This is a genomic window from Oleidesulfovibrio sp., from assembly GCF_047973035.1.
In the GTDB taxonomy this organism is placed as follows: domain Bacteria; phylum Desulfobacterota; class Desulfovibrionia; order Desulfovibrionales; family Desulfovibrionaceae; genus Oleidesulfovibrio.
This window is the reverse complement of sequence record NZ_JBKEBF010000033.1, coordinates 74,865-94,473: the sequence shown is the minus strand read 5'-3', so window position 1 is coordinate 94,473 and position 19,609 is coordinate 74,865. Positions and strand designations below refer to the sequence as shown.

Below are 19,609 nucleotides of genomic sequence, written 5' to 3'. Positions count from 1 at the left end.
GTATGAGCCGACGTGGCAACTGCCACGACAACGCGGTTGCAGAAAGCTTCTTTCAACTTCTCAAACGAGAACGAATTAAGCGGAAAACTTACAGAAGCCGGGAAGAGGCCCGGCAGGACGTATTTAATTATATAGAGATGTTCTATAACCCGATTCGCCGCCATGGACACAATGGCAACTTATCTCCAATAAAATTTGAAGAAAAGTTTGTTAGTAAAGTTGGGGGTGTCTAGTAAATTAGTGGCGATTCAGACATCGTCTACACTGTAACACATTTTAATATACTGACTTCTGCGATGAACGGATTATTTACCCCTCTTAGACCTACCGTTTTGCCCCTGCTGACATCAAGGGGGGGATGCTGGCAATTCCACATACCAAGATGTAAATGAAGGAGCCTTCCTTTTCCGAGCATCAATAAGGACTCATATTGTCAACATGCTATGCTTAAAGCTGTGCCTTGGCTTCAACGAGTCGTGAGTATTGTGTAGATGTCCCACACGGCGTTGGCCATCTGAACAACAGAATATTTTTCGGCTACAGCCCTTCTGCCATAGGTGGAGCAGCGCTGCCATAAAGCTTCATCATTGTACAAGTCCATGAGCGCTTCAGCCGCTTGCTCGGCATTAGTCAGGTCGTAGAGCAGACCGTTGCCAGAAACAGCGTCCTCATTGCCAACCACTCGAGAAGCGACCACAGGCAGGCCGTAAGACATCGCCTCTAAAACAGCTAAAGGCAGCCCTTCCCAGCGAGCAGATGAAAAATAGCAAAAACCTTTTTCAAGGTAGCGCCCAGGTTCTGCTGTTGTACCTACAAAGAGGGCAACATCCTCGCCCCATCTTTCAGTAATCTCTCTTTGCAGAGTAGAACGCGCTTCACCGGTGCCTATAAAAACGAATCTGAACTTATCAAGAGCACCTTTCCTTTCCAATGCACATAATACATTAACAATAAATTCAGAATTTTTCTGATAATCAAACCGAGTGATGGTCACGACATCCGATCTGCCTGCTGCAACTCCCTTGTCCACAAGCGTGTTAGGCAAGACAACCCCATTGGGGATAACAGCAAGGCGTTTGAGGGGAACATACCCAAGCGTTCTCAGCAAAGCTCCCTCTCCATCCGAGACAGCGATGCCTCTTGCAGTAAAGAGTCCTGCTAATTTTTCGTAGCAGCCATACACTAATCGCTTTAGTTTGCCGTAAGACCCCACATGCACCCCGTGGTACGTATGTACACAGGGAATCCCCATCAAAACAGCCAAAAGCCGACTATAAAGCCCCGCCCCTTTTCCATGTGAATGAACCAACATAACATTATCACTTCTGACGGCTCTACAAAGCTCAAGTAGGGTGAAAAGTGAAAACGATCTATGAGGAATCGGTATCATCCGGCGTACCGAGGAGAGTTTCGAAATTTTGCTAAAGTATGGAGGTTCATCAGGACAGACAACTATTGCATGGAGGCTATCTGGTGAATGCCGGATTAGCTGATACAGATGCTCAGGCCCACCTCCCCAGTCTGCTCGGACTGAAAGATATAACACTTTAATTTTCATGACTGATTATGCAGCCTTTGAAGAATCTCGAGCACACCATTGTCCCAAGTCTTTGTTTTTGCGTACTTCTGATTGGATGAAGCAGGGGAAAGCGTAACCGCTTCTCGCAATCCCTGCACAAACTCTGCGGAAGAAGACGTAAGGCAGGCGGGTGATGCCAGAAGTTCAAGTTCACGCCACATCACTGAGACTACCGGCAACTTTGCAGCCATATACTCATAAAGCTTAAGAGGGTTAACAGAATCAATGAGCTCAGGGTATTTGTTCACGTTAAAGGGGATCATCCCAACATCAGCATTCCATAAGTATGCCGGAATATCAGCGAAGCTACGCCTGCCTAAAATATGCACATTCGGCAAGTGTCCCAACCGGCTTTTAGCCATTTCACTAGGACCGATAAGTATAAAATTTCCTTCAGGAATATGAGTAGCAGCATTGGCAACCAGATCAAAGTCAAACCATTCAGCCATTGCACCTATATAAAGGAACTTTGGCCCAGATAATGTCTGGTATTCAACAGGAACCGGTTGGTGCTCCCCCGAAACGATATGATCGTAATCTACCCCGTTTGGAACGTGGAGTGTGTTTGTTGCCCCCAGTTCTTCAACATATGTCTTTAACAGGCTTGCGCTATAGATCGTCAAGTCGGCATTACGAGCAATTTTTCGTTCCGCAAACCCATGAATCTCTGTATGCCCCGGAAAGCCGCTGGATTTATCTGCAACTCTAAAGACAGATTTCTTATATTCAAGTATGTCTAATAAAAAATGATACCTCGGTGACTCTAAATACAAAATATCGACTTCTACAAACTCTCTTGTTATAAAAGTCCGCTTCAAGGGCGGAATGCAAAGCCTCCACCAGTGCTGCATGATAGTCCGCGTGTTTGAGATGGGGAAGGTATTAGGAGTAAGTAAAGAAAAAGGAGTTAAGAACTGCACCCCAGACTCAGAATCACGCAAAACAGTCGTCGACCGAAATTTCTGCATAAATTCTGACCTGTTCACACCGAGTGCATGGAAAGGCGACAAAGGATCACTGAGATAGAAAACCTCAAAGCCTAGCGCCCTGAAAGCCTTAGCCAAGTGGTGTGAGCCTACATGGATACAATTTTGCCAGTGGTTAGCCCCTGCAAACAATACCTTGGGCGGTCTACTATTAGGGAACATATCTACTGCTATTTTGTGAAACATAACACTCTACAGTTGGCGAAATATTGCGCACATTGTAATTAGTACTAAATGGAGCAAAGACTGAATGCCGTAGAGATGAAAACCCTACTAATTAGAAATATTAGTCTTTGTTACAGTAACTACACGCTTCTGAATCAAAAATTAAAGTAAATAAAATGTGTTTGCTTGCTGGTGACATTGAAAATCAAAAAAAACAGCACATAACAAAGAGCGATAATTAACGTTTTCATCTCACTGTCCATAAACATAACTTATCAAAAGTTTATGAAGCTCTTTTCGAGCCGAGGGCATTGGATGGATAAAGTCAGACATGACTCCCTTGTCCCAATCCAGAGCACTTGAAAGGTCATAATACTCAATTTGAAGCTCAGCCATTAACTCCCCCATGCGACTCTGGTATTCCTCATGATAACCTTCAGGATAAATATCCGGCGCAGAACTATGTAACGGAGTTGGGGTTGAATAAATGACTAGCCTGATTCCTCTAATATCGCATTGTTCTTTCAAAGCGCTTAAGGCAATGGCAACATCTCCATTAGTGGAAAGAGCTTGGTAAGTGCCTCTATGCAGCCACCGAAATCTTACATTTCGCCCGTTTTCAACATTCTCAGGCAACTCGCCAGTCAAATTTAATCTCTGCCAATGTAAAAAACGAGAAAAAGCCTCATTAGGAGAAACACCCTGCACCAGTTCATACTCAATATATTTTTGCCAATAAGGAGAATCGTACGAGTTCACCCCTAATGCCGTGGAAACCTTGAAAAGAAACTCAGTAAATTGATACCGGTCTTCCGCAAACAAAATCAGCCGAGCATAGTCCCAGAGTCCCAGATCAATTTTACTAGCAGCAGAGTAATCTTTTTCCCAAAGCGAAAGAGAAGAATATTTGTTTAGTTTTTCACCAAGCTGCCCCTTAAATGGAGGTCCAGCCTCCAGCGGCCCGATATTTAACGCCGAAAGTCCCAAAACGATAGTCTCGACACCAGGAGTCTCAAGAATACTGAATGCCTGCCTAAGTCCTACGTAAAGTGAGTTGCCTCCCATTCCAATAGAGCTAGAATAAACATCTCCACCGCTGTAGGAATAGTGAATATGACTGATACCGCGCGTAAACGATGAGCCGACAAACACACACTTTCTCTCTTTTGTAAAAACAGGAGAACTGAATAAATTTGATCTGAAATCGGCAACACTATTGCTGGTTCCTAAAACATCTCGCTCGACACTCAACGCGGTATATAGGCGATGGTCGATTGCACGTTGGTAAAAAAGGGAGAGGGGAACAGCGCATAAAGCAACCCCCAGGAGAAGGCCTGCATGCGACTGCCTTGCAGTATTCCAAAGCATATCGCGGGAGAGAAAGCGAGTTTTTATTAGCTTTTCGACGACCATCTGAGAGTTTGGAAATACCAGAAGGGACATTCCGATTATGATATAGAGCGACTCTTTTATCGACCAATCAAAATCAGGAGTTGGGGACATCAAGCCAAAGTAGATATTTGCAGCGTGCTCAAGGCTTGTTGCACGGAAGAGTACCCACAGTAACGCTACCATCGTAAACGTATATAACGGCAAAAGTGGTCTAAACCATTTTTTGCATACCGTTATATTGTCAGAGATAAATTTCTCCAAACATATTAAAGCGCCATGCAAAGTACCCCAAAGTACAAATGTCCAACCTGCCCCATGCCAGATGCCACTTACAAGCATGACAATTAGGATATTCACATAGTTCCTCAAGCGCCCCCTGCGACTCCCTCCCAGAGGAATATAGACGTAATTTCGCAAGAAACGTGAAAGAGTGATATGCCACCTACGCCAAAAGTCGGTAATGGATACAGATTGGTATGGAGAATTAAAGTTGAAAGGCAAACGGTAGCCGAAAAGCAGACCTAGTCCGATGGCCATATCGGAGTAGCCAGAAAAATCGTAGTATATTTGAAGCGAGTAACTCAATGAGCCTAGAAGTGCATCCGAAAAAGATACAGTGGCTGCTGCTCCAGAATCGAAAATCCTATTGGCAATTGAGCCAAGTGGATCTGCTAAAAAAACCTTTTTGCCAAAGCCAACAAGGAAAAAGGCTACACCTTCTGCAAAAAGAAGAGGGCTATTCTTTTCTTCATATATTTGAGGTACCAAGTCATCCCTATGAACGATAGGGCCGGCAATCAGATGGGGAAAAAATGAGGTAAAAAAGAAAAAATCACGAATTTCCCTACATTTTACCTTAAAGCCAACGAGCTCTCCTTTATGGTACATGTCAATAAAGTATGCAACGATAACAAAGGTATAAAATGAAATCGCGAGGGGCAATTCATGTTTTTCAAAAGGAATACCTACAATACTTCCAACAAAAGCAGAGTATTTGTAATATGCTAAAGGAACTAAAATTAAAGTAATAGCGACAGCCAGTCTGAGTCTCGTTTTTACAGCTCCAGTCCAAATACATAGAGCACTAAAAAGCATAACCCATAAAAAAACCAAAAAAGATTTTTCATTCCAGTAGCGAATGAAAACAAAAGATGAGATTGTCAACAGTATTACATTTTTCCCAGCACCTTTAAACCATGAGGATTCACAAAGTAGAAAAACAACGGGAAGGAAAATAAATATAAACTCAAAATTTGAAAAAAGCATAGTTACAAACTCAACGCCACCAAATACCTATATTACTCGCCACTCCTGCGACAAAATTTCGGGCGCCCACGTACCCCCAACACAAAAAAGGTAGCTGCCATTAAAAAGGACAGCGTAGCAATCACAGGAAGAAAAAAGAAAAATAATGCATAAAGCTTATTGTGAAGAGAAAAAGCATCCATCCCTCGATCAATAAGCGTACGGTTTACAAAAAGCACTGGTATTGCTTCCTTCAACACATATCTGAAAGGGGGAATTTTTGCCAAAAGTGAGGGGGGGGGAAGGATGGCTATAACGTATTCAACCAGTTGGTCATAAGCGACGTAATATTGCTCTATGCGTGCGGGGTACTTTACCTGTCCATGGAACTTAAAGCTTACGTCCTTTCCTGCTCGTAAAAGAGTGCGCACCTCGTGAATATTGAGTTGTTTTTCTTTAACGTCAAAGAATGTTAAATTAAAAGTAGGATCGTAAAGTTTCCAACCACCGTTTTCCCAAACTTCCACGACCACATGAGTGTCATAGCGCGACCCTACCCCGCTAGAGAGCTGTAAAACTCTTGCAGTGCCCCCACTTAAACTTACCACTTCAGCAAAAACTGCGGCCATGTTTCTACACAACAACCCTTGCCCAGTGCGCGCATCAGCTAACATTTGAAAAGGAGTGGGACTGTTATTTTTTTCAACTCGGCCGACTTGATTCATTACCCACTTCATAAGTGCGACATTCTTTTGCGGTTGATCGCCTTGCAACAGTAAGTTTTCCCTCTGTATATCTTTTTTCAGCCAGCCCAGAATCTGTTCTTTTTGTTCAGGTGTTGACTGTGCTTGCCAGATAAAGGTTTGCTGTCCATTATCCACAATCCCGGAAAACTTATTTTGCATGTCAGCGTTCTTAAATAAAAGAACCCCGTATACACTTATAATTAAGCAAGTTACAGAAGTAACAAAAAAAGATATTAAAAGCCTTGTGCGCAACATCAGTCCCCCCTCAAAATCTTACCATATCCAGAAGAGATACCTAAAAAGTTAGCAGCAGTCACTTCAGGGGCTATAGTATCTCCAATCACAATCCTGTAATCTTCGACAGTAACCTTGCGTATGCAAACCATCTGCTTTTTCTTTATCTCCATTGCAACAATTATAGAACTCTCACCATAATCACAGACCCAGCAATCTGTATCTTCATGCATCCAAAAGAGCCCATCAGCCTCAAACCTGTTTTGCTCTCCATCTAGTGAAGCCGGAACAAAGTGCGCAGCTGCCGACCTGTAGGCATTTCTCATTTCAGGAATCGGTGTGTAGAGCCCGGTACCGGGGTCACGTAGAATATCAATTCCATCTATCTGCAGCTCCATAGACAACTTATCATTATGACAATGCCCCCCATTACCATTTTGGCCGTTGGGCCCTGCATTGACGAACAAAAACACCCTGTCCGATCGATAGATATACCAGCCGGCATCGGGGTAGTACGTCCAGGAGCCGCCATCTGTGAGACACTGCGATTGCTCCCCTCCATCTTCGAACAAGACTGTTTCAGAAGCCCCCCCGAGGAGAACTGGGGCTGACCTGAGTTCCGGCTTTAACAAAGACAATTCACTTTCTGAAATTCCTAAACAATGCTCTCGAAGCATGGCACGCACAAGCCTTTCTTCGAATCGAAAGCCACACTTCAGACTTTCAAATGGGAAGAGCCCTCTTGCAGCGCCTACAACGCCACGGTGATCCAGCATATTTTCATCAAAATAGAGGTTGTTGGAAGTCTCGTAAGAAGATGCAATGGAACAGTAACCAGAGAGGTTGTGGTACTTCTTTTCCGCTTCGACAGGTGAAAGCAACGTGCCTGCCGCTGTAAATCTGAAAAATCTACCGGAGTCGTTGTCACCAATTTGGGCAATACAATTGTCTGGCTTTGTGGCAATCACAGTCAAAATTGAGCCTCGGGCCAACTTCTCTAACACCGAAGAGGTAAAAAAGCTGCTGCCAGAGCAAGCTTCGATGGCTTTACCACAAGTTATCCGCCACTGTTCCAAGTCCATCTTGGGAACAGAGGGCAAACATCGCTTTGCAAGAGACTGAAGAGACTTAAGGCGTTCCTGCGGAATACCACACACAAGAGCCACAGAATACACGACCATCTCTAGACTCAACCTATGGTAACTTAGAGAGGCTTCAAAATTGGCACCGTCTGCATAAAACTGTTTATTTATTTCTTTGGTAAGCTGTTCTATTGCAAAGGCGAGCCACGTGTTCGTTACAGGCGTTGACTCAAGTGCCATAGAAGCAAACAGCAAACCACAAACATTCGCCAGATAGTGATTGGAAGTCAGCTCCTCAGACCATTCAAGTGCAGAAACGATGTGCTCACAGTGCCTATACAATGAGACTGCTATTTCATGCTCAAATTCAGCATCTAGAATATCATTTTCACCCAAGCTCTGAAATAGAGTGTACGTCATCGCAATATTAGCAGCTCTGATGCCCACATCCATAGTACACGTCCACTGAGCCCCCACGCGTACGGGATTTGCACTGATAAAATCCAGTAACTGGCTCCGAAATTCTTGCGTATACTGCCTAGACTTTCCGGCATCTAGGCTTTTAAGCCGTATTGCCTCAACACCCATTTGTGGAAGATGCTGCAATCGACCTATCTCCCATGGAACCTTAATATCAACACCTCGATGCAGACCTACTGGCTGGTCAAGATGCCATGCTTTGTCATTATATCTAAAGCCGCTTTTGACATCTCGTTGCCAATCGATAAATGAATAATGAGGATCGCGAATTAAGCTGCGGAGCCGGATACACTCACCGCTATGGGCTGGCGGAAGTGATATTGAGGCATCAACGGCATCATATGAATAGACGTGCCCTTCAACCCCCAGAAAAGGGCCCTGCCCATCCCACTTAACCCAGCCGGAACCGAGTAAGTCGAACCGATGTTCCATATACATGGGGCAAACACGACTCAAAAACGCAAGTTCCTTATCATCGACGGGCAGCATGCTCACATCAAAAAGTGGATTTCCTAAAGAAATCTGAACAGATGGACGTGCCCTGCACAAATCCAGCTTACGCATCACCTTGCTACGAACAGCCGCCGAGGCCAACCTATATGCCTTTCGAACAACAACATGAGGCGGCAGTGTTACAGCTTTCCTGGCGTAATGCCGAACCTTTTTCAGCAGCGGACTACTTATCATGCCATTGTTCCATCAGGGCATTCACAATACGCTCGGTATGTTGTTTCCATGTAAAGGCTTCAACAACCTTTTGACGAGCTTGAGTTCCCAACTGGTATCGAAGCGACTCATTCTCCACAAGCAACTCAAGATTTCTGGCCAAAGAAACGGCATCCCCTGGAATAGCTTTAAGGGCTGTAACGTTGTGCTCCAGAATATCATCCATTTGATCCAGTGCAGAGGCAGCAATAGCTCTGCCCATTGCCATGTATTCAAACAACTTGGTGGGAGATCCGAAAAACTTTGTCCCATCTTCATTAGGAACATGCGGTGCGACAAGAATGTCGCACGCAGCAAGGTACTTGGGGCCTTCATGTTGCGGCACAGTTCCAGTAAAAACGCTTAGCCCCGCAAGGCCTTTTTCTACAAGAAAAGTTTCCGTCTGAGCTTTTGTCAGACCGTCCCCGATATACATAAGGCTTACAGAATTGCGTAATTCTGGCCTGTTGCTGACCATAATATCAAAAGCCTCGGCAAGCTTTTCTGCACCGTGCCACTTGCCAAATGTTCCGATGAAGCCAATAACACATTTTTCCTCTAACCCATAAGCGGACCGTACAGAGCTGCCATCAACATCAGGGTGATACACATCCGGATCAACACCGTTAGGGTTAACCAATAGTTTACGTTCCGAGATACCGCGTTCAACCAACTCATCCTTCAGAGGCTGGCTAACAACGACAATTAAGTCAGCTGCTTCTAAAGAAAGGGTTTCCACCCGCAATGAAAGCTTTTCATTGGGCACCGCGCGCCCCCAGTTTCTGGCAACCCAGACTTCCGAGCCATTATACTCAAGAACAAACGGGACTCTGTGGGTTATCGCTAATTCAGCGCCGCTCCAGTTATCCAGACCGTGCCGCTGATAAATAAACGCAGGTTGCTTCCCCCCCAGCGATGCCCATACCTTCTGTGAAAAGTACCGGCTAAAATGAAAGGCTGCCATTCCACGTAGCGTCCAGCGATCTTTATTATCCGGCAGAATACAAACAGCCTGAATAGTATCGTTAATTGTCGGAACAGGATCGACAGTATAAAAAACAGGAGTAGCAGCAAACGAACCAAGGTTGTTCAAGACGCCGGCAATATGCCCGACAGATCCCCCAGCTTTCAGATTTAAAATGATATCGGGCCGCAGATACGCAACAGGGGCAGTTAGCTCTGGGGGCTGTTTGTCAATTAAACTCTTTGAGGCCTCCAAGCCGGACAGATGAGCATCCAATTCCCGGCGCCAGGCAGGCAACCGCAGAAAATCTTTGGCCAAAGCGAGTCCCATTTTGATGCCAGACCAGAGAGACAGCTGACAAAATCGTCCCCTGAGATCAACCTGAACAACCCGCTTTCCCAACCACAACGCAGCGGTAAAAGCCTGTAAAGGATCTGGTGCTACAGTTATATCGTGTGTATAAAGGATTACGGTTTCGACTTGGCGAAAACGACGTATCCAAGTGCCGTCTTTAATCCAGCCGCGCACAGTATCGGGAAACGCGACAACAGCCTGTTCAACATCGTCACCCAGAATGTTCCCCAACGCCTCGCCCAAGTATGCCCTGTCTACACTATCTGCATGGTAAACAATTATCAGCACTGCCCACCCCTTTCACAAGCTACGAAATAAACTGTTTCCACCACAAGGCAAAGTTATATAGGTACCATGCCTGAGGCCCTGCTCCAGCGTCAAAAAACCTGAAAACTTCATCTTTATCAAAAAAATCAGCCTGATCACAAAAATCAGCCATCTCACGCCGCACATGCTGCCCTAGGCGGTCAAAAAACCACTCATAAACAGGTACACCAAAGCCTTGTTTTTTCCTGTCTACCAACTCATCTGGGATAAGGCCCCGAACTGCTTTCTTCAGCATATGCTTAGGAGTGCCGCCGCCTGTTTTCATAGAAGCGGAAATGGAAAGAGCAAGTTCCACAAACTTATGATCTAAAAATGGAACCCTACATTCGAGACTTACTCCCATGCTCATCTTATCGACGCGCATCAGCAGCAGTTCAGGCAGACGTAAGTTCAGATCCGTATAAGTCATCCAGTGCAAGTCTGATGTATCCCACGCTTTCTGCATAAAATTGTCATGCATAGGCTTGAGTACAGCATCCCACGATGACAAACCGGCAAGCTCGCGCCGCAATGAGGCAGACAGCAGTTTGGGTTTCTGGTGCTCATAAAACGCCTCTGCACCGCTCCAGAAGATGGGCTGTCCCAGCGAGGCACGCTTGAGGTATGCGTATTTTGTGCTGTTGGTTTTACCGAGCGATTCAGCCAAAGAGCAACCAAGGCCTTTGGCAAAGCGAGGCACAGGCAGCCTATTCAGCTTTGCCAGCTTTACGGCGTTGTACCAAGAGGGATACCCGCAGAAAAGCTCATCAGCACCTTCGCCAACCTGGCACACGATGACGCCATTATCTCTGGCGAGCTTTGAAACATAATAAACAGGAACACAGACCGGATCTGCTATGGGTTCATCCTGAAGCCAGACCATACGGCTGACAAAATCAATAAGATCATCCTGGGTGAGTTCCAGTTCAAAATGAGCGGATTTTATATATTCCCCCATCATACGGGCATAATCCAACTCATTCTTATATGACTCGTACTCGCCCTTGTAGCCGATGGAAAACGTTTTGACCGGCCCGCCTTCTCCTTTGGCAAACAAGGCAGAGTTTGTGCTTGAATCAATCCCCCCTGACAGAAATACCCCCACAGGAACGTCGCTGACCTTACGATAACGTACTGCGATCTCAAGTTCTGAAAGTATCCGTTCAGCGATCTGATCTTCAGACAAGGTTGTCATGGGCGAAACATGATCCCAGACATCCCAGAAGCGCTGTTCATAGATTGTCCCGTCAGAATGCACCTCAAGCCAACATCCGCACGGGAGCTTGCGGATACCGTCAAAAAGGGTTTGTGGGGCAGGGGTGGTGAGAAAGGAAAGATAGTGATAAAAGGCTTCGTGATTCACGGCCCGATGCTGTTGCGGGTCTTCGAGCAACGCTTTGATCTCAGATGCGAAAGAAATTCTGCCGTTATGCACTGAATAGTACACGGGTTTTATACCCATACGGTCGCGTACCAGCCACAGCTTTCTTTCCTGAGAGTCCCATATGGCAAACCCAAACATACCCCGAAAACGGTGCACACATTCTTTGCCCCATTGCATGTAAGCCCGTAACAAAACCTCAGTGTCAGAATGCGATGTAACCCATGCTGTGTGCCCCAAGGCCTCAAGCTCTGCCCGGATTTCCGCGTGGTTATATATCTCACCGTTAAAAGTGAGGTGGTAACGCCCGCACGGACTATGCATCGGCTGGCTCGCAGCTTCTGTCAGATCAAGAATTGAGAGCCGTCTGTGCGCCAACCCACAGCGTTTGTCATCTGAAATCCACAAGCCACCGCCGTCAGGCCCCCTGTGGGTCATGACATCACGCATACGTAACAATACTGACTCAGAAATCGAAGCGCCTTCTTTGAAGGAGGCGTATCCTAAAATACCGCACATACCAATCTCTAATCTATTGTTTTTTTTCAAAAATCATCAAATGCTGCATCGCTTTCCGAGACGCTTTCTTCTTAAAAGCTGTCATTAAGCAATACTCCACAACCCAATCCAGAGAGATCGCAACCCTGTCAAAAAAAGGTACTCTTTGCCATAGATTCCTGCGTACTATATTATAGCAATGCCCTTCAATCCAAACTGAGCGCATGCCGTGTTGCTCGAAGGCCTTGCACCACTCATCTAAGCTTAACGGGAAAACATGGGGTGAAGGGTCATTAGACCAAGTTGATTCAATTAGAATGGCTTTCCCGCCAGGCTTTAACACTCTGACGATCTCTTCAATGGCTCGGGACTTCACGTCTGGCGGAGTATGCAACAGAACGGTAATCGAACTGACGACATCTAAAGTTTCGGTCTCGAAAGGTAACTGCTCCACGCTTCCACACAAAGCATGATATCCTAGATTATTGCAACGTGTTACAGCATCTTTTGAAATATCGAGCCCGATAGGGTGTAATCCACGCTTTTTCCAAAATTTCAACCAACGTCCTCTCCCACAGCCAAGATCTAACGTATCACCGCAAAAAGAAAAACCGATATCTCGCAATGCTCTGGCAATTGCAAAACGTTGAATACTGTCGAAAAAGGCATTGAAATACCGCGGCTTATCAGGAAAACAGACGGCAGCCATATCATTCACTGTATCCGAATGAATTTTCTTCCAAAAAAATTGGTACTCTTCTGAAGAAAGCTTATCACCTCCAGACTCGACATCTGATTTTTGAGCTGATGCTGTATAGCACCAGCCAGTCTTCATCTGTTTCATCAAGAAGGATAGCAAGTAGCCAAAAATGTTAAAAAGAGAAGCCCGAAGATCACTGCAAAGCCATATGCGAGGCAACCACCCAGAAGGCTGCAGGTTGATATTAGTGAAACCTGTATTGCTCAAAATGTAGTGCATTTCATCAGGAGCAATAGGATTAATGTGACCATACTTGCGATCATTGTCTTCAAACTGATGAAAACGACCATAAATCAAGAAGTTAGCACGTGAGTACCATGATGTAATATTAGGTGTAGATAAAAAAAGCCAGCCGTTATCCTTCAAGCAACACTTAAGGTCACGAATGTACTGCCAAGGATTTTCAACGTGCTCTATGACTTCAACTCCGATTACAGCATCGAATGTGTTGGCATACCTGTTTAAAAAATTAGTTGTCTGCTCTGGGTCATTAAAGTCAATAGGTTCAAATTTGCTTTTCGCCTTAAAGCCATCTTGTGCTACATCAACAGAAACAACATTATATCCAAGATCACTTAACCGTTGTGAAAGAGCACCTTCGCCACATCCCCAGTCTAAGATGTTACTTCCCCGAGGAATTTTCAGCTCGACAGCCTCGACGATATCATCATGGACTAGGGGATCGGCTTTAATGGCTATTCCACTATAAAACGCGGATTCTTTGGTATTCAGGTATGAAAAGTACACAAAACCCCTCTTGTTGCTTTAGGCTTCTTCACAAATTAAATTTAGCGCACGCGTATAAATACAGCAGGATTGCCTGCCCATACTTCGCCAGAAGGAATGCTTTTAGTTACTATAGAGCCTGCACCTACCACAGAGCCTGCACCAATGGTAGTACCCTTTAATATGCAGCAATTTGCCCCTACCCAGCAGCCGGCTCCAAAAACAATTTTCCCAACAGTTCCCCCTCCCTGCAAAACAACAGGTCCATCACTGTTCTTAAAGGCATGATCTCCTGCCATTATATGGACATTAGGGCCTAGCATTGCATAATCTTCAAACTCAATCTCTCCACCAGGAGCAGCCCCCATCAAGACTCTTGGGCCGATGAACACATTGTCACGGAGAGTAATATGCTCAGCTCCGCGAATATCCCAAGGATACACGACAGTCGAATTTTGCCCGACCCCTTTTAGTTCATTAAACAATTGCTCTTTTTTGTATTGTTGATACTGCGCAACGATACGACGATCAAAAAAATCAAAAAGTGCTCTGGAAATAGCATTCATCATGATGACTCACGAAAAGTAGTTACCCGTTTAGCATCAAATACAAAGTAAAGTACATGCAGCAATGCAACTAGCCCGTAGCTGCATGAAGACGCAATAGCTGCACCAGTTAGGCCGTAAACAGGAAGCAAATAGTAGTTCAAGCACACGTTCAGGGCAACGCCTAGCAAAGCGAAGCCAGAGGGGATCATAGGAGTTCCTTGCTTGTAACAAATGTATCCGCTTATCGGTTTTGCAGAAGCCCATAGGATTATTCCAGGGAGAATGAAGAGAAAAGGCCTTACAGCACCATCAAAGGACACGCCATATAACATAGGTATAAAATAATAGCCTATGATAGCTGCAGCAAGCGAGGCTACAGACATCATCCCCAACAGTACAAATGAAATTTTTGTAGTATACTTCCTAGATTCTTCTCGCTGTAAAGTCGCTATTTTTTTTAAAGACGTGTGTATTACAGCAGAGTCCAAAATAAACATCATTTCTGCTAGTCTTACAGCAACTGTATATACCCCAACACCACCTAGACCACACAGGTACTCCACCATAAAAATGTCTATTTTAAAGTGAAGCGTATTGACCACAGTTCCAACATACGCGACCCCACCCCATTTGATCATAGGTATAAATAATGACATGTCTGGTGCAAAAGAAATATCAACTCTTTGCTTAATGATATACAGCTGTATGCCTAGAACCAATATGCCAACAAAAAGACAAGAGACAATAACCCTTTCAACAGTTAGCCCAAAAGTTACAGCAAGGAGTAGAAAGGAAAGTAGTAGCAAAACAGTGCTGAAAAAATTGACTTTATAAATTTCGAGAGGCTTTCCGAGGCCGACAATTAAATTTGACCAGATCTGCGAGTGAGTTGAAAGATAAGTGGCAACAAGAACGGCAGCAAGTAGCCATAAGTTAACTGTCGCAGGCAACACTGATGGAAAAAAGGAAAGGACTGCGGAAAGTAAAATCAAAAAGAAGGAGGAGGCAAGAAAGGCCATCAATACCGATGAGCTATAGACAACATTAAAGTTAATTTCTTTTGTCGTAAAAAAATAAAATGCCGCACTACTTATGCCTAACATTGAAGCATCAGAAGCAAGCGCAAGAATCGTGTTGTATAAATCAAAAATCCCTTTTTGTTCAGGTCCAAGCGTCCTAGCTATAAACACAGACACCAAAAATCCCACTGCAATAGTAACAAATTGCAGTACATAAATCCGCAAAATTTCTGAACCCTGCCCCTTTATACGAAAAGCCAAGGCACTGAGAAAAGACATATTTTTTACCGATTGCTTTTCAGAGATATCTAAAGCAAAAAAACATTGCGTTGGGTACTATTTAGGAATGCGACTAGCGACTACCAACATATTTGGCGAAAGCCAATCCAAAAGGCGAACCTTTTGTGGAGAATCATATTGCACACGACATTCAAAGCCATATTTGCTCAAAAACGCTGCCAAACTTTTGTAGCTTTTCACATTAATATGCATTTGCTCGTAATAAAGTTGCTTTGCTGATTTTGAAAACCCAGACCACCCTTTAATACAGCTTAGATACCAAAGATAGCACTGCCTAATAAGACTAGTTTCATATCCATTACAAAGAGCAAGAGCGTTGGGGGTATGTATAACAACAACAGCGTCATCTTTACACCATGTAGCGACACACAGAAAAATCTTATCAAGCTCGCTATCAGCAAGATGCTCAGTGACATCATTAAAAACAATAATATCTGCCAAACCAAAATCTATGAATTCATCTGCTGAACAGCATTTAAAAATTACATTACCAATATTATAATTTTTAGCTTTTTCCTGCGCAGCCCGGATGCTTTCTTCTGAGATATCAATCCCAACAAAGTTGCTTTCCGGAAATCTCAATGCCAAATTAAGCAAGAAGTGTGCATGTCCACACCCAATATCGATGACGTTAGCAGCTTCTTTTTCTAGGCTTTTGACAACATATCGATAAGAATATTCACTATAAATATTCATTGGGAAGACCAAGCTATCGTCATTGATAGTCGGCAAAGCAGCCAAATTTTCATAATACTCTCTAGAATAGACTTCCCGAACGTCATAAGAAGACAGAGAAGTTCTATAACTATTAAAAAAATCAGTAAAAACAGATGTTGCCTTAACTGCACCAAGCTTGTCTATCAATGACTGAATCTGCAACTCGCTTACAATCATAACGCTCCATCCTCCGATGAAACAAAGGGATTATTGCATCTCACTAATTAGGGAAAGATAGCTTCCCAAATTCTCATCCGCGAGTGCAGAGTAAAAATCTTTAATTTCAACACTTGTTGCTTCAGAAGAATATAGACATTCTATAACCAATTCTTGCAAACGCTTTTCATCACCAAAGTCGTATGTTTTTACAAAGCGAACCTCACCAGTATTCGTTGCGATCACTGGCGTTCCCTGCAGCAGGGCCTCTATGCGGCAAAGCCCAACACTTTCATGTTGTACATTCCGAATCAGAGCATTTGCTCCTTTAATAATCCGCAAGGCATCCTGATGAGGAACACAAGTGAGCCTAATGATACCTTCATCAACAGCATCGCACTTTACGTTATCGCTCGAAAAGCCACCATCAAGAATAACAAGATTCAAGTCTACTCCTGTAGACCGAATCTTTTTTATGACATCGATCACGCCCTGTACACCATACACTGGAGCAGGTGTACCTACAGTCACTACGTAAGGTTGAGGGAGTGAAAAATGATCCGCAGAGTCCATGCTCACATAACCAAGAGGAAGCGGCAATAAGGATGGAATCACAGTACTCCGAGACAAGTAACAGTGGTTCAACACCCACTCATGTAATGCTTTGCTCACACAAACAATGGAATCAAAAAGAGCTGCATTAGTTTGTGAGAATGTTTTTTGCAAAATGCTGAAGTTACAAAATCTGCTCGGCAGGGTGGCATCATGGAGTACTTTAATCCAATTAATCTTCTTCCCCTTCAAATACCATCGAAACACACGCAACTCCGGGTATTCTAACACTCCGCTGTAAGAATCTATGATAACTGAGTTACGAGAGATTGCCTGCAGCGCTGCAATATAGTTCTCTTTTGTCCCTACATGAATAGATGTTACATGATAACCCTTTGCGCGGAGATTCCACTCCAGCAAGGCATTAAAAACAGCCACCCCCCCATAGGGGGGGGGAAGTGGACCTAATATCACAATTTTCTTTGCTAAGAGCCTCATATTAAGCTCTTGTGAAACTCCCTGCTCCCGCACTAGGCAACTTCCAAAGTAATAGCTGTCGTTTCAACAAGTTCTTCAAATGAGATAGGCCAATGTGCTTGCTGTCCAGTAAGGAACATGCCTATTTCCCTTAACATCTCAAGCTGCCCCTTATCCGGAATAGAGTCAGACAAGCTGGGAACATCAACACCAAAGCCCGTAATATTTTGATAGTTGCTCATTTCTACAGTCTTACCGTCGAAATGCACTTCAAGATGCTCTTTGGGAAGTTTTGAAGAGCCTAACGAGAGGTACTCAATGCTTCCAACAGAACCATCAGAATATTCTACTGTAATGACCTTGTTGTCAGTAGCGGAATAAAAATCTCCAGCAGGATGTAATGACACTGAAGAAAAAGCAACAGCTGCGCCACCAGTAAAGCTTCGCAGCAGGTCTAGGACATGGCAAGCCTCACCGACGATTCTTCCACCACCTTCAGGTCCGTGGGTCCAGTGGTCCATCGGCAGATAACCTGCGTTCATACGGTACCGCATAAAGAGAGGGGATGAGCTTCCGGCAGCAGCCTTTTTGATCGCATCGGCGTACTTTGAAAAACGGCGGTTAAAACCAACAGTCAGCAAAGGTTTTCCTTCTGTGCCTTCCGCATAAAACGCCTTAATTTGTTCTAGTTCTTCAGCAGTGATGCAAAGAGGTTTTTCAACGAGTACATGTTTTCCCGCCTGCAGAGCCTGCATCACCTGTTCACCGTGAAGGTTATGGCGCGTACACAAAACAACCAAATCGACCGCGGGATCAGACAAAACTTGCTGATAATCCGTAGTGGCGTATTCTGCCATATATTGGGTCGCCACAGCCTGAGCATTAGTACCAGTACGGCTGCAGACAGCACGCAACGTAAAAAGCGATTCCAATTTTTTCATATTCGGCAGGTGCATGCCTTGCGCATAGCCGCCCGCCCCTACCAATGCCACACGCACCGGTCCTGATTTGCTATTTCGCTTCATCCCCGGCACAGTCACCGGCTGCATCCGACCAATATTTTGGCTGGAATCAGGCAAAGTTTGTCCGTAATCAAGCAACACCATCATAGGCTTATCGGGGCCGGAGAGTACAGAGTAAGCCGAAATGACGTCGTCAATATCGTATACACCCTGAATCAAAGGTATTACGTCCAGATCACCCGTAGCGATAAGACGGAGGTATTCCGCCATATTACGATTTTCCGTCCAGCGAACATACGCATACGGATAATCGCAGCCCCCTTCTTCATAGGCGGCATCGTACCTGCCCGGGCCGTAGGATGTGGAAATAAGGAAGTCAATTTCCTTCTTATAAATATCATTACGGTCAAAGCCGTCTCCCCACACTCCAACCATGACAAGGCGCCCTTTCTTGCGCGTCAGTGCAAAGGCATCGGACAACACCTTCGACTTGGATGTTGCCGCACAAAATAATACAATATCAGCAAGGTGCCCGCCGGTGTGGCGACTCACTTCAGCAACAACGTCATCTTTGACTGGATTCAGGCACAGCTCAGCGCCGAGACTCGCTGCAAGCTCCAACCTTTTAGGATCAAGGTCTACGGCAATCACACGGGCACCGCTCAAGTGGCACATACGCAGGGCCAGCATTCCCAATATGCCCGCGCCGTAGATAACCACATACTCACCCAAAGCAGGAGCAGCACGGCGAACCCCTTGCATGGCAATGCCACCGAGAGTGACAGTGGCAGCGGCTTGAAAGTCAAGGTTCTCGGGCATGCGCATAACAAGATTGCGAGGAACGTCAATGAACTCAGCATGATTTGCATAACCAGCACCTGCTGCCGCAACGCGGTCTCCCGGACGCAGGTCCTTCACGCCTGCGCCGACAGCTACGACAATGCCTGCTGCGGAGTAGCCGGTAGGAGAACCCGCTTCCAGATGTCCGCGGATTTTTGCAACCGTTTTTTCGACACCTTCAGTCCGCATCATATTCAGTGCCTTGACGACCTTCTGTGGTTGCTCCAAGGCCTGACGGATGAGAGACTTGCCACTTGTCTGTAACCCAGACAACTCTGTTCCCGCTGAAATACAAGAATTCACAACCTTAATCAGAACTCCGCCAGTAGACACGACTGGCGCAGAAATATCCGCAGGAATAACATTCCCTTTCTTAATAAGGGCTTGTTTCATAAAAAATCCTTTTCAAATCACTCAATGTAAGACTGACAACTC

General features: G+C 44.9%; 14 protein-coding genes. 1 reads left to right on the top strand and 13 read right to left on the bottom strand.

What is annotated here, in order from left to right; translation table 11 throughout:
- Nucleotides 1–233, top strand: a 233-nt coding sequence (locus tag ACK5LI_RS10800) for an IS3 family transposase (protein ID WP_416946081.1), incomplete at its 5' end; no start/stop codon positions are given.
- Between the two features lie 233 nt (nucleotides 234–466).
- Here the strand turns inward: ACK5LI_RS10800 and ACK5LI_RS10795 are convergent.
- The 13 genes from ACK5LI_RS10795 to ACK5LI_RS10735 form a co-directional block, all read right to left on the bottom strand.
- A complete protein-coding gene (locus ACK5LI_RS10795) occupies nucleotides 467–1,558 on the bottom strand; it encodes a glycosyltransferase (protein ID WP_416949132.1) in 1,092 nt (363 codons plus the stop codon).
- Nucleotides 1,555–2,751, bottom strand: a complete 1,197-nt coding sequence (locus tag ACK5LI_RS10790) for a glycosyltransferase (protein ID WP_416949130.1) — start codon at nucleotides 2,749–2,751, stop codon at nucleotides 1,555–1,557. The genes ACK5LI_RS10795 and ACK5LI_RS10790 overlap by 4 nt, the downstream gene beginning before the upstream one ends.
- A 231-nt stretch (nucleotides 2,752–2,982) precedes the next feature.
- Nucleotides 2,983–5,388 carry an MBOAT family O-acyltransferase gene (locus tag ACK5LI_RS10785; protein ID WP_416949128.1) on the bottom strand — a complete coding sequence of 802 codons (2,406 nt, stop codon included), beginning with the start codon at nucleotides 5,386–5,388 and terminating at the stop codon, nucleotides 2,983–2,985.
- A gap of 32 nt (nucleotides 5,389–5,420) precedes the next feature.
- On the bottom strand, nucleotides 5,421–6,272 hold the full coding sequence (locus tag ACK5LI_RS10780) for a transglutaminase-like domain-containing protein (protein ID WP_416949126.1): 852 nt from the start codon (nucleotides 6,270–6,272) through the stop codon (nucleotides 5,421–5,423).
- Nucleotides 6,273–6,367: 95 nt separating this feature from the next.
- Nucleotides 6,368–8,596, bottom strand: coding sequence for a heparinase II/III family protein (locus ACK5LI_RS10775; protein ID WP_416949124.1), 2,229 nt, complete (start codon nucleotides 8,594–8,596; stop codon nucleotides 6,368–6,370).
- The gene (locus ACK5LI_RS10770) at nucleotides 8,586–10,220 is read right to left on the bottom strand and encodes a glycosyltransferase family 4 protein (protein ID WP_416949122.1); all 1,635 of its coding nucleotides are present in this window, start codon (nucleotides 10,218–10,220) and stop codon (nucleotides 8,586–8,588) included. Before ACK5LI_RS10770 ends, ACK5LI_RS10775 begins: the two co-directional genes overlap by 11 nt.
- 19 nt (nucleotides 10,221–10,239) lie before the next feature.
- Nucleotides 10,240–12,138 carry an asparagine synthase (glutamine-hydrolyzing) gene (gene asnB / locus ACK5LI_RS10765; RefSeq protein ID WP_416949120.1) on the bottom strand — a complete coding sequence of 633 codons (1,899 nt, stop codon included), beginning with the start codon at nucleotides 12,136–12,138 and terminating at the stop codon, nucleotides 10,240–10,242.
- Between the two features lie 13 nt (nucleotides 12,139–12,151).
- The gene (locus ACK5LI_RS10760; RefSeq protein WP_416949118.1) at nucleotides 12,152–13,624 is read right to left on the bottom strand and encodes a methyltransferase domain-containing protein; all 1,473 of its coding nucleotides are present in this window, start codon (nucleotides 13,622–13,624) and stop codon (nucleotides 12,152–12,154) included.
- Nucleotides 13,625–13,665: 41 nt separating this feature from the next.
- Complete coding sequence (locus ACK5LI_RS10755) at nucleotides 13,666–14,172, bottom strand: acyltransferase (RefSeq protein WP_416949116.1); 507 nt, start codon at nucleotides 14,170–14,172, stop codon at nucleotides 13,666–13,668.
- Entirely contained in the window at nucleotides 14,169–15,449 is a 1,281-nt protein-coding gene (locus ACK5LI_RS10750) for a polysaccharide biosynthesis C-terminal domain-containing protein (protein ID WP_416949114.1), read from the bottom strand. Before ACK5LI_RS10750 ends, ACK5LI_RS10755 begins: the two co-directional genes overlap by 4 nt.
- Before the next feature lie 57 nt (nucleotides 15,450–15,506).
- Nucleotides 15,507–16,364 (bottom strand): class I SAM-dependent methyltransferase, encoded by an 858-nt coding sequence (locus tag ACK5LI_RS10745; protein WP_416949112.1) that lies wholly within the window; start codon nucleotides 16,362–16,364, stop codon nucleotides 15,507–15,509.
- A gap of 30 nt (nucleotides 16,365–16,394) precedes the next feature.
- The gene (locus ACK5LI_RS10740) at nucleotides 16,395–17,393 is read right to left on the bottom strand and encodes a glycosyltransferase (protein WP_416949110.1); all 999 of its coding nucleotides are present in this window, start codon (nucleotides 17,391–17,393) and stop codon (nucleotides 16,395–16,397) included.
- A 32-nt stretch (nucleotides 17,394–17,425) separates the two neighbouring features.
- Nucleotides 17,426–19,567, bottom strand: a complete 2,142-nt coding sequence (locus ACK5LI_RS10735; protein ID WP_416949108.1) for a bi-domain-containing oxidoreductase — start codon at nucleotides 19,565–19,567, stop codon at nucleotides 17,426–17,428.
- Nucleotides 19,568–19,609: the final 42 nt, after the last annotated feature.